Genomic DNA, 12,082 nt, shown 5'->3' on the forward strand with positions numbered 1-12,082 from the left:
TACTCCGTTGCTTGGCGTGCGCCACTGGCGGCGCGGATGGTCAGGTTGCGGGCATTCTACGGATTTTTGGCTACCGGTGTCATTTTGCGCTGCGGCAGACTGGCTTCTGCTCCCCCTGCGAAGGCAGGGGAGCAGAAAATCCATCAGGCCGGCGGCTGGCAGGAGTCGCGTATGACCAGATGCGGCCGCACGCTGGACAGCGGGCGCGGCGCGCCTTCCGTCTGCAGCAGCATGGCGGCGGCGATGCGCCCGGTGTCGCGGGTATCGCGGCGCACCGAAGTCAGCGGTGGCCACAGGCGCGAAGCCAGCGGGCTGTCGTCGTAGCCCACCACCGACAATTGCTGCGGGATCTGGATGCCGGTGCGCAGGGCGACGCGATAGACGCCTGCGGCCATTTCGTCGTTTCCGCAGAAGATCGCGGTGGGGCGTTTCTTCGACGCAAGCAGTTTCTCGGCGATGGCCACGCCGGATTCAAAGGTGTAGCCGGCTTCGATCACCCGCGACTTCGGCAGCTCGATGCCGCGCCGGCGCAGTGCGCCAAGGAAACCGCCAGTGCGCTCGATCGCGGAGCGATAGTCGGCCGGGCCGGTAATCAGGGCGATGTCGCGATGCCCCAGTGAAAGCAGGTAGTCCGCGACCTCGGCGGCACCGTCGTGGTCGTGGGTCACCACCATCCGCTCGGGCGTGTCCAGCGCCACCGCCGCGATGCGCACATAGCGGCAGCCGATGTCGTCCAGCATGTCCGCCAGTGCCTGATCCTCGGACACGCGCGGCACCAGGATCACGCCGTGCAGCTTCTGCTGCTGCACGAAGCGCCGCACGCCGTCGATGTAGCCGGCGCTGCGGCTGTCGCAAGGATGCACCACCAGCTCGAAACCGGAGCCGCGCAGCGTGTCCAGCACGCCGTACTGCATGTTGACGATGAACTGCGCGGTCGGGTTGTCATACACCATGCCGATCAGGAACGAGCGGCGGAACGCGAGCGCGCGCGCCATCGGGTCCGGCGCGTAGCCGACTTCGCGCATCAGCGTTTCGACTTTCTCGCGCGTGTCCTGCCGCACCAGCGGCGACTGGTTGATGATGCGCGACACCGTCTTCTTGGAGACGCCCGCCAACCGCGCGATGTCGTTGATGGTGATCGTCTTGCCCGCATCAGCGGTGGCCGGGGTGCTGCGTCCAGATTTCCTGATGGCGGGCATGATCGTCTGCTGTCGGTGTTCCCGGATTCTAGCCTTGCCGCCCGTCGGCTGCCCGGCTTTCCTCCGGCAATCCGTGCCGGGCACGCCAGCGCGGGTAGTCCTTGCCCAGCAGCGAACGCGGCCAGTTGCCGTACCAGTCGTAGCCGGTGCGGCGCTCGCGCGGGATGTCCTCGTAACGGGCCACGCGCACGCTGTCGCGGGTAGCCAGCACCACGCCGTTGTCGGCCACGTCGTAGAACCGCGCCCACAGGCCGCGTGCCGCCGGGTCGGCCACCAGCCGGCGGTCCTTGCCGGAACTGTGGTGGAGGAATTGCTCGGGCGGTGCGTCGAAGGTCTCCAGACGCCAGCCGGTGATCTCCACCTTGCGCAGCCAGGCCATCGCGCCCTCGATGGCCGCGACCACCTGCGGCGAAGGCTCGGGGATCGCCATCAGGTAGCGCAGCACGCCCACGGTTTCCTGCACGGCGATGGACGGCAATTCGAACTTGCGGCCCTGCGCCGGTTGCAAGGTGGCGGCATCGTATTGCCCGGCCCAGCCTGCCAGCGCCTTGCCCTGCCGCACCTGCAGGCGCAGCAGGCAGGCATCGCCGCGCGCCACCGCGTCGCGCACACGCGCCAATGTGGCGGCATCGACAAACCCGTAGCGCTGCCGGTCATCCAGCACCTGCCGCAGCATGCCCAGCACGCCGGCGGTCACGTCGTCGGCGATGGTGATGTGCGGGTGGTAGGACTCGGTGGCCGGCACCGTGTGCGGCCAGCCGCCGCAACCTGCGATCTGCTGCGCAAGCGTGAACTGCAGCCCGCGCAAGCTGCCGTCGCGGTAACGCGCATCGCCGGTGATCGCATGCGCCGTGGCCAGATACGCCACCTGCGTGTAGATGTTGCGGTTGTCGAAGCTGCCGCCGCTCTTCCTTGCCTCCTCGGCATAGCGTGCGCGGGTTGCGTCGTCCAGCACGCGGGCCGGGTCTTCGTTTTCCTTCCAGCCGCCATCCGCGCGCTGGTACAGCAGGATGTTGTCCGCGATCTTCGCCACGTCCTCCGGCGCGTGGCGCGGGTACTCGTCGCCATGCACGTTGCGCCAGTGGTGGATGGCATCGGCAAAGCCGGCCAGGTCAGGCGGCGGCGTGGTCTGTTGCACCTGCGGCGCGGCGCATGCGGCCAGCATGCAGGGCAGCAGCACGATGAGCAGGGCGACGCGGCGGATCATGCCTTCAATGCCCTCGGCAGCCACAGCGACAGCTCCGGGAAGAACGCCACGATCAGCAGCACCGCAAGCCCGGCCAGCCAGAACGGCCAGATCGTGCGCATGCTCTCGGCCACGGTGATCTTGCCGATCGATGTGCCGATGAACAGCACCGAGCCGATCGGCGGCGTCACCAGCCCCATCCCGCCGGCCAGCACCATCACCAGGCCGAAGTGGATCGGATCGATGCCGTAGGCCTTCACCACCGGCAGGAAGATCGGCGTGCAGATCAGGATCTTCGGTGCCAGATCCATGAACATGCCCAGCGACAGCAGGATCAGCACGATCAGCAGCAACACCACCTTCTGGCTGTCGGCCACCGATTGCAGGAAATGCACGGCCGCAGCCGGCACTTCCAGATAGGCCAGCAGCCAGCCGAACACCGCCGCCGTGGCAATCACGAACAGGATCACGCCGGTGGTGCGCGCGGCATGCACCACCGCTTCGCGGAATTGCGTCCAGCGCAGTTGCCGGTACAGCAGCGCGGTCACCACGATGGCATAGACCACGGCGATCGCCGCCGATTCCACCGCCGTGAAGATGCCGGCGCGGATGCCGATGAAGATCAGCGCGACCAGGCCCAGCCCCGGCAACGCGCCGACGAAACGCTGCAGCACCGCGCGCCAGCCCGGAAACGCCTCGGTGCCGTAGCCGCGCGCGCGCGCCACCGCGTACCCGGTGATCATCATCGCCGCCGTCATCAGCAGCGCGGGCATGATGCCGGCCGCGAACAGGTCGGTGATCGAGATGCCGCCACCGGCCGCCGCCGAGAACAGGATCAGGTTGTGCGAAGGCGGCACCAGCAACGCCACCAGCGCGGCGGTCATGCACACGTTGACCGCGTAGTCGCGGTCGTAACCGCGCTTGACCATCTGCGGGATCATGGTGCCGCCGACCGCCGACACATCCGCCAGCGCAGAGCCGGACACGCCGCCGAAGAACAGCGAGGACAGCACGCTGACCTGGCCCAGCCCGCCGCGCATGCGCCCCACCAGCGCGGACGCCAGCCCGATCAGGCGTTCGGAGATGCCACCGCGCAGCATCAGTTCACCGGCAAAGATGAACAGCGGGATTGCGATCAGCGACACCGCGCCGGCACCGGCAGACACCTGCTGCACCAGCACGATCGCCGGCAGGTCGAGGTACAGCAACGTCGCCAGCGCCGACACGGCCAGCGCGAACGCCACCGGCACGCCCAGCAGCAGCAGGGCGACAAACGAACCGAGGAGAATGGCCATCGCCATGAGTCAGGCTCCCTGTACCGGGCCCAGGCGCAACGCCTGCCAGGCCTTGTTGAGTGCGAACACGCAGATCAGCGCGCCACCGATGCAAAGTGGCAGGTAGTTGATGCTCTGCGGCATCGGCGCGCCTGCAATCTTGATGTCCAGCCCGTCCAGCAGCAGCACCAGCGCCCAGCCGGCCAGCATCGCGCCCACTGCCGCCACCAGCAGCGGGCGCGCCACGTACAGCGCACGGCGCAAGGCGGCGGGCAGGCGCTCGGCCAGCAGGTAGAACCCGAAGTGGCGGTTGGTGTGTACGCCGGCAGCGGCACCGAAGCTCATGGCGGTGGCGAGCAGCAGCAGCGTCACCGGCTCTGTCCAGCTGGGCGAGTCGTTGAGCACGTAGCGGGTGAATACCTGCCAGCCCTGCACCACCACCAGCCCGACCAGGGCGGTGGCGGCGATGGCGATGGCGATGCCGGCAAGGCGGTCCAGCGCGCGCTGCGCAGGACTGGCCGGGACGATGGTCGTGGTCTCGGTCATGGCATTGGCTCAGGCTAGGTCGCGGATGCGCAGGTACAGGGCTTCGATCTCGGGCTTGCGGTGGTACTCGTCCAGCAACGGCTGCGCGGCCTTGCGGAAGGCATCGTGATCGACATCGTTGAACGTGATGCCGGCCTCCTGCACTGCGGCGCGCGCCTTGCCTTCGGACTCTTCCCACTTCGCCCGCATCACCGGCACCGATTCGCGCGCCAGCCGCAGCAGCAGCGCGCGGTCTGCCGGCGTGAGTGCCAGGAAACTGTCGCGCGACATCACCAGCACGTCAGGCGCGTAGGAATGGCGGGTTTCCGACCAGAACTTCGCGGCCTCGAAATGACGGCTGGAATGGAAGCTGCGCAGGTTGTTCTCGGCACCATCGATCATGTGCGTCTCCATCGCCGAGAACGTCTCGCCCAGCGACATCGGCGTGGGATTGGCACCCAGCATGCGCACCAGCTTGATGAAGATGTCGGAAGCCGCCACCCGCATCTTCATCCCGTGCAGATGGTGCGGCTCGGCAATCGCGTGCCGGGTGTTGTAGAAGCAGCGCGCGCTGGAATCGTAGATTGCCAGGCCCACCAGCCCGCGCGATTCGAAGCTGCGCAGCACCTGCGCGCCGATCTCGCCGTCAACCGCCCGACGCATGTGCGCGATCGAATCGAACACATAGGGCAGGCACAGTGCCTGGGTCAGCGGGAAGGCGTTGTTGAGCGCACCTGAAAACACGCGGGTGATGTCGATCACGCCGTAGCGGGCCATGTCGATGGCCTCGGCTTCACGGCCCAGCTGTCCGGAGTGGTACAGGCGCAAGCGCAGGCGTCCGCCGGTCTCGCGTTCAAGCGCCTCGCCGATCCAGCGCACCGCCTCGACCGTGGGGTAGTCCTTGACGTGGACATCGGTGGCGGTGAGGACGCGGGCACCACCCGCTGCGGCCACCAGCGCGGGCGCGGCAAAGGTGGCGCAGGCCGCGCCCGCACTGGCCATCAGCAACCGGCGACGGGTCAGCATGTGCATTGTGCGTCCTCCTCGCCTGCGGCCACGGCGATGCATCGCAGTGAAGCCCAGCCCTCGAATACCACCTCGCCCTGCTGGCCTGCGCGGATGTCGTGAATGCCGGTGGCGTTGCCGGTGGCTACCAGCTCGCCACGCCGCAACGGCCTGCCGCGACGCGCCGAACGCGACAGCGCGAACGCGAACGCGGCGCGCAGCCCGCCGGGCAGGCGCTGCGCACCGCCCTTGCCGACGCTTGCGCCATCGATGAAGGTTTCGGCGACCAGCCCCGCCTCATCGCGCCCGACCCAATCGGGAATCTCCGGCCCCAGCAGCAGGCCATTGTTGTTGCCGAAATCGGAAACCACCACCCGTGGCCCCAGTTCGTTGATGGTGGACAGCGGGCTGCTGGCGACCTCGATGCCGGTGAACAGGGTCGCCGGCAGCGCAGCGGCTTCGGCGGCAGTCCAGTCCAGCTTGTCTGCCGGCGCATCCGCCTCCAGGCGCAGCACATACTCGGCCTCGATCGCCCCGAACCCACCTTCGAACACGGGAATGGCATCAATGCCACCGGTGGCATTCCAGAGATGGCGGGCAAAGATCGGGCCGAGCAGGCGTTCGTCACCGGAGGCGTCACGCCGTTCCGGGGCGATGAACCCCACTTTCCAGCCAACCACCGCATCCGGCCATTGTGCGATGGCCATGTCCTGCACCTGATACGCCAACGCCAGATCAGGCGGTATGTCGCCGGGGAAGCCCGGCAATGCAAGACCGGCGCGGCGCGCCCGCAGGAATGCCTCGACGATGGCCGCACGCCCCGCGTCGGCCTGCGCTGCCTTGTTGTTGTCCGTTCCGGTACCCAATCCTGCCTCCTCGCTCATGCTGCGGTGCAGATCGCCTGCCGCTGGGTGACCGTATAAGGTAAACCGGTGTCATTGACAATACGCACTGCGGCAAACGCGGGATGATCCCGCCCGCAGTACCCCTTTCACGATGGAGCCAGAACCATGTTCCAACCCCGTCCGTACCGCATCCTTGCGCATGTCACCCAACGCCTGCCTGCCTTGCTGATCGCCGCCACCTTGCTGCTGGCGGGCGGTGCCGCGCTGGCCACCGACGCCCCGCTGGCCTTCCCCGGCGCGCAAGGCTGGGCCGCGCACGCCACCGGCGGACGCGGTGGCCGGATCATCAAGGTCACCACGCTGGCACCCGACGGCCCCGGCTCGATCATCGAGGCGTTGAACGCAAAAGGCCCGCGCATCGTGGTGTTCGAGGTCGGCGGCGTGATCGACCTTGGCGTCCGCACGGTGAAGATCACCGAGGGCGACCTCACCATCGCCGGCCAGACCGCGCCGCAGCCCGGCATCACCTTCATCCGTGGCGGATTCGACGTACACGCCAGCAACGTCATCATCCGCCACATCCGCGTGCGCCCCGGCGATGCCGGCCAGCCGAAGATGAGTGGCAACGACTTCGACGCGATCAGCACGGTCGGCGCGCACGACGTGATCGTCGATCACTGCTCGCTGACCTGGGCCACCGACGAGAACCTGTCGGCCTCCGGCACGCGCTTTGCCGGCGACACGCCGGAACAGTGGCGCGCGGGCACCTCGCACCGCATCACCTTCAGCAACAACATCATTGCTGAAGGCCTGGCCCACGCCAACCACGCCAAGGGCGAGCATTCCAAGGGCTCGCTGATCCACGACAACGCGCGCGACATCCTGATCGTCGGCAACCTGTATGCGCAAAATTACGAACGCAATCCCTTCTTCAAGGGCGGCACGCAAGGCTGGGTGGTCAACAACCTGATCTACAACCCGGGCCAGCGCGGCGTGATGTACAACCTGATCGCCGCCGAGTGGGACGGCCATCCCTATCAGGATGGGCGGCTGGCGGTGATCGGCAACGTGATGCGCGCCGGCCCCGACACGCCGCAGCAGTCCGCCTTCTTCATGTTCGGCGGCTCCGGCAAGCTGGACCTGTACCTGCACGACAACATCGCGGTGGACCGCATCGGCAACCCGCTGCCGCAGATGGGCCGCTACACCACCGCGCCAGTCACGCCGCGCATGCTGAAAACGCCGCCGCCGCTGCCGTTCGGGGTGCGCATCCTGCCGGCCACCGAAGTGCAGGACGCGGTGATCGCCAATGTCGGCGCGCGCCCGTGGGATCGCGATGACATCGACCGCCGCATTCTGGAAAACACCATCGAAGGCCGTGGCCACATCATCGACAGCCAGGACGAAGTGCGCGGCTATCCGCAGCAGGCCGAAACCCGCCAACCCTTCGTCGCCGAAGACTGGGATCTGGACACGATGGAGCCGCTGAAGCCGCTCAAGCGCCGCGAACCGCTGCGCTGATGCCGATGCAGCGCCGCCGCTTCCTGCATGGCGCTGCACTGGCCGTCGCCGCCGGGGCGATGCCGCTGGCCGTTGCGGCATCGCCCGCGCATGTTGCGGCGCGCGTGCGCGGCGGGCGCGTGCTGGGCGTGCGCGAGGATGGCATCCACGTATTCCGGGGCTTGCGCTACGGCGCGGATACCGCGCCACGCCGGTTCCTGCCCGCGCTGCGCGAAACCGCATGGCGCGGCACGTGCGAGGCCTTCGACTACGCCGCGTCCGCGCCGCAAGCAGGCAACGATGGCCCGGGCAGCGAAGACTGCCTGTTCCTCAACCTGTGGACGCCCGCGCTGCGCGATGGCGGCAAGCGCCCGATCCTGATCTACATCCACGGCGGCGCCTACAGCACCGGTTCCGGCAGCGATCCGCTGTACGACGGCGCGCGCCTGTGCCGCCACGGCGACGTGGTGGTCATTACCCTCAACCACCGGCTCAATGCCTTCGGCTACCTGCACCTGTCCGCCATCGCCGGGCCGCGTTACGCGCAGTCCGGCAACGTCGGCCAGCTTGATCTGGTGCAGGCCCTGCACTGGGTGCGTGAACATGCCCACGAGTTCGGCGGCGATGCCGGCAACATCACCTTGTTCGGCCAGTCAGGTGGTGGCGCAAAAATCGCCACGCTGATGGCGATGCCCGCCGCGCGGGGATTGTTCCATCGCGCATGGACGATGAGCGGACAGCAGGTGACCGCCGCCGGGCCGCGCGCTGCCGATGGCCGTGCGCGTCTGTATCTGGATGCGCTTGGCGTGCAGCCCGGCGATACCGACGCGCTGCTGCGCCTTCCTGCATCGGCACTGGTCGCGGCCTTGCGCACGCGCGACCCGTCGCGCACGGAAGACATGGCGCTGTACTTCGGCCCGGTGATGGACGGCGACACCCTGCCGCGCCATCCGTTCTGGCCGGATGCGCCATCGCAGTCCGCGCGCATCCCGATGGTGATCGGCAATACCCGCGACGAAACCCGCGCCTTCCTCGGCAACGATCCTGCCAACCACGCGCTGGGCTGGGACACGCTGCCGGCCAGGCTGCGCGCGCAGCAGTATGTGGACATCGACCCGGCCATTGTCATCGCCGAATACCGCCGCCTGTATCCGCATTACACGCCAAGCGAGGTGTTCTTCGCGGCCACCACTGCCGGGCGCTCATGGCGCGGTGCGCTGGAAGAACTCGAAGCACGCGCACGCGACGGGCATCACAACACCTGGGCCTACCAACTCGACTGGTATCCGCGCGACGTCGATCCCGACGGCAGGATGCGCGCCTTCCACACCCTCGACATCCCACTGGTGTTCGACAACCTCGAGCAGCCCGGCGCACGCACCGGCACATCAGCCATGGCACAGCGCGTTGCCGATGCCATGCGCGATGCGCTGCTGGCGTTTGCACGCAACGGCGACCCGCGCACCGGCGCAACGCAGGCATGGGCACCTTATTCGCTCGCGCACCGCGAGACGCTGGTGTTGGCAGACACGCCACGGATGCAGGATGACCCGCGTGGCGGCGAGCGCAGGCTGTACGCGCGGGTGCCGTTCGTGCAGCGCGGCACCTTCTGATCCAACGCCACGCGCGGATCGCGCACGATTATGCCGCTTGAACGAAAAACCGCCGGACGCGAACGTCCGGCGGCTCCCTGTATTGCACTCCGGAAACGATCTCAGAACTTGTAACGCAGGCCCAGCAGGAACTCGCGCCCGGTGTGGTGATACACCGAGGTGCTGTCGCGGTAGGAATCCACGTATTGCTCGTTGAAGGCATCGGTCAGGTTGACCGCATCCAGACGCAGGCTCAGCTTGTCGTTCACCTTGTACGACATCGAGGCATCCACGCTGCGGCTGCCGCGCTTGCCTTCCACGTCGTTGCTGTTCTGGCCCGGCACACGTTGCAGGTACGGGGCGCGATACGCCGTGGACACGCGCGCGCTGAAGGTGCCGTTGTCGTAATACAAGGTGGCGTTGTGCGAGCGCGGCGACAGGTTGACCAGATCATTGACGAAGGTCACGTCGGAGCCCAGCACGTCGGGATTGCCGTAGGTGATCTTCGATGTCACGCGGGTGTAGTTCATCTGCACGCCAAAGTCCTTCCAGAAGCCCGGCAGGAACGTGAAGGGCTGCTGGTAGTTGACCTCGAAGCCCTTCAGCGGGCCACCGGGCGTGTTGATCCACTGGCGGAAATCGACCTCGTTCTGCAGGTCGAAGCCGGTCGGTACCCATTCCACGGGCAGCCCGGTCTCCGCGTAGCTCATCGAGGCACGGAACTCCTGGATGTAGGTGTCGATGTCCTTGTAGAACAGGCCCAGCGACAGCAATGCATCCTCCGCGAAATACCATTCCGCGCTCAGGTCCACGGTGGTGGCGCGGAACGGGTCCAGATACGGATTGCCCACGCGCGCGGTGCTGGTGCCGCCGGTCGAGTTGAAGCTGATGCCGGAGCCGGGGTTGAGTGCCGCCAGCTGCGGGCGCGCCATCACCTTGGCCGCACCCATGCGCAGCATGAAGCTGTCGGTCAGCGCCCAGGACAGGTTGAGCGATGGCAACCAGTCCTTGTAGCTGTGGTTCTGCACGACTTCCGTGCCGCCGCCCACCGAGGTGTAACCGCGCGCCTCGATCTCGGTCCTGGCGTAGCGCACGCCGGCGTTGCCACGCAGCGGCTTGCCAGCCAGATCAAAGTCGAAGTCCACCTGCAGGTAGCCGCCGGTGTCTTCTTCCTGGATGCCGAAGTTGTTGGTGCGGGCATTGCCGTTGGTGATGCTGGTCAGGGTGAAATCACCACCCGACGCACCGGTGTCGCAGTTGCAGTAGATGTCGAACAGCGCCGCCAACTTGTCCAGGTTCGGCATCACCCACGACGACGGCGAACTGCTGCCCAGCCCCTTGCCGAAGCCGGTCAGCAGCTGGCTGATGTCGGCAACGGTGGTGCCTGCAGGCAATGCGGGTACTGCCGTTTCGGACGCACGGCGGAACTCCCAGGAGTTCATATCGTAGCGCTTCCACGACAGGCCACCGCGCAGGGTGAAGGTCTCGTTGGCGCTGAAGTCGAAATCGATCTTGGCGTTGTCGAACTGATTGCTGGTGCCCTGCGGGCGGATGCGAATCTCCGAACCCGTGCTGTTGGCAGGCGGGCTGCTGATCCAGTTCCACGATGCCGGGTTGGCCGGATCCAGCCCACCGTAGCCAATGTCGGGCAGGTTGCGGTTGTTGCGGAAATCCCAGCTGTAGCCCTGGATGTTCTGGATGTCGAAGGTGACCGTGGTCTGCACCGGGTTGTCGAACACCGACTTGGACGTGCCCAGCAATGCAGTCATCGCCAACCGGTCGTTGAACCTGTGCTCCAGCAGCGCGCTGAACTGCTTGAACTCGGTGGTCAACTCGTCGAAGCGCGATTCGGAGCGCACGTCCACGTTGTCGAACACGCCATAGACCAGGTCACCGTGCTCATCCACCTCGGCCTCGCGCACGATGGTCTGCGCCTTGCCGCCCTGCGAGGAATTGCGGCTGAAGGAAATGGTTTCCAGGAAGTTCTCGGCGCGGGTCGAATCCAGCTTCGAGTACAAGCCATCCACGCTCAACGTGGTCGCATCGCCCAGCTTGAACTGCAGCGAACCGGTCACGCCCAGCCGGGTCTGCTCGTGGGAGAGGCGTCCATAACGCGGCAGGCGCGGGTGGAACGAATCGCGCGCGGTCTCGTAGGCCGCCACGTTTTCCGGCGTATTGGCAGGGCGCGGAATCGACACGCCACCGGAGTTGTGGCAATGCGTGGCCGACGAACCACGGCCACTGTTGTTGGCCGGCTGGCGCGGGGTGTAGCCCAGCGGGCTGCAGAAGGTGGTGGTGCTGGAGGCCGACGCATCGCCCGGTGCCCAGCGCACGCTGCTGAACCCTTCCTCGTACAGGCTGCGTTCGCTGTAGGCCACCGACAACAGGCCACCGATGCGCCCGTCCGCCCAGGTGTTGGCGATCAGGCCGGACACGCGCGGGCGGGTCGTGCCGGACAGGTCGTTGTAGGCACCCTGCGCGGAGACGGTGGCCGTGAAGCCGTCGTAGTCGAACGGCCTTGCCACGCGCAGGTCCACGGTCGCGCCCAGCGAGCCTTCATCCACCTGCGCGGACTGGGTCTTGCGCACGGTCAGGCTGCTGAACAGTTCCGACGCGAACACGTTGAAGTCGAAGCCACGGCTGCGGTTGGCACCGCCGGAGCTGTCGGTGGCACCGGTGGTGGACAACGCCTCCAGGCCGTTGATGCGCACGCGCGAGAAATCGCCGCCCAGGCCACGCACGCTGATCGAGCGCCCTTCGCCGGCATCACGGTCGATGGCCACGCCGGGCACGCGCTGCAGCGATTCGGCCAGGTTCAGATCCGGGAACTTGCCGATGTCCTCGGCCATGATCGCGTCGATCTGCTCGGCGCTGTCGCGCTTCGCCTCCAGCGCCTTTTCCAGGCTGGCGCGATAGGTGCCGACCACCTTCACGGTGTCCAGCTCGGTCACCTCAC

Annotated in this window: 9 protein-coding genes; 2 read left to right on the top strand and 7 right to left on the bottom strand. The window is 67.1% G+C overall.

Going from position 1 to position 12,082, the window contains the following annotated elements; translation table 11 throughout:
- Nucleotides 1-143: 143 nt before the first annotated feature.
- The 6 genes from QM612_RS12185 to QM612_RS12210 are packed head-to-tail and all read right to left on the bottom strand — an operon-like array spanning nucleotide 144 to nucleotide 6,073.
- Nucleotides 144-1,199 carry a LacI family DNA-binding transcriptional regulator gene (locus QM612_RS12185; protein WP_415254152.1) on the bottom strand — a complete coding sequence of 352 codons (1,056 nt, stop codon included), beginning with the start codon at nucleotides 1,197-1,199 and terminating at the stop codon, nucleotides 144-146.
- A gap of 28 nt (nucleotides 1,200-1,227) precedes the next feature.
- Nucleotides 1,228-2,406 carry a pectate lyase gene (gene pelA / locus QM612_RS12190; protein WP_415254153.1) on the bottom strand — a complete coding sequence of 393 codons (1,179 nt, stop codon included), beginning with the start codon at nucleotides 2,404-2,406 and terminating at the stop codon, nucleotides 1,228-1,230.
- On the bottom strand, nucleotides 2,403-3,686 hold the full coding sequence (locus QM612_RS12195) for a TRAP transporter large permease (protein ID WP_415254154.1): 1,284 nt from the start codon (nucleotides 3,684-3,686) through the stop codon (nucleotides 2,403-2,405). Before QM612_RS12195 ends, pelA begins: the two co-directional genes overlap by 4 nt.
- A 3-nt stretch (nucleotides 3,687-3,689) precedes the next feature.
- Nucleotides 3,690-4,205 (bottom strand): TRAP transporter small permease, encoded by a 516-nt coding sequence (locus QM612_RS12200; RefSeq protein ID WP_415254155.1) that lies wholly within the window; start codon nucleotides 4,203-4,205, stop codon nucleotides 3,690-3,692.
- 9 nt (nucleotides 4,206-4,214) lie between these two features.
- Nucleotides 4,215-5,210: a TRAP transporter substrate-binding protein gene (locus tag QM612_RS12205; RefSeq protein WP_415254160.1), complete on the bottom strand. Its 996-nt coding sequence runs from the start codon at nucleotides 5,208-5,210 to the stop codon at nucleotides 4,215-4,217.
- A complete protein-coding gene (locus tag QM612_RS12210; RefSeq protein ID WP_415254156.1) occupies nucleotides 5,204-6,073 on the bottom strand; it encodes a 2-keto-4-pentenoate hydratase in 870 nt (289 codons plus the stop codon). Before QM612_RS12210 ends, QM612_RS12205 begins: the two co-directional genes overlap by 7 nt.
- 126 nt (nucleotides 6,074-6,199) lie before the next feature.
- Between QM612_RS12210 and QM612_RS12215 the strand changes: the two genes are divergently transcribed.
- Together QM612_RS12215 and QM612_RS12220 are read left to right on the top strand one after the other, a co-directional pair.
- The gene (locus QM612_RS12215; RefSeq protein WP_415254157.1) at nucleotides 6,200-7,555 is read left to right on the top strand and encodes a pectate lyase family protein; all 1,356 of its coding nucleotides are present in this window, start codon (nucleotides 6,200-6,202) and stop codon (nucleotides 7,553-7,555) included.
- Nucleotides 7,555-9,147, top strand: a complete 1,593-nt coding sequence (locus QM612_RS12220) for a carboxylesterase/lipase family protein (protein WP_415254158.1) — start codon at nucleotides 7,555-7,557, stop codon at nucleotides 9,145-9,147. The genes QM612_RS12215 and QM612_RS12220 overlap by 1 nt, the downstream gene beginning before the upstream one ends.
- A 101-nt stretch (nucleotides 9,148-9,248) precedes the next feature.
- On the opposite strand, the gene QM612_RS12225 is transcribed toward QM612_RS12220, so the two are convergent.
- A partial coding sequence (locus tag QM612_RS12225; protein ID WP_415254159.1) for a TonB-dependent receptor occupies nucleotides 9,249-12,082 on the bottom strand: 2,834 nt, incomplete at its 5' end.

Source organism: Thermomonas sp., from assembly GCF_047606765.1.
Lineage (GTDB): Bacteria > Pseudomonadota > Gammaproteobacteria > Xanthomonadales > Xanthomonadaceae > Thermomonas.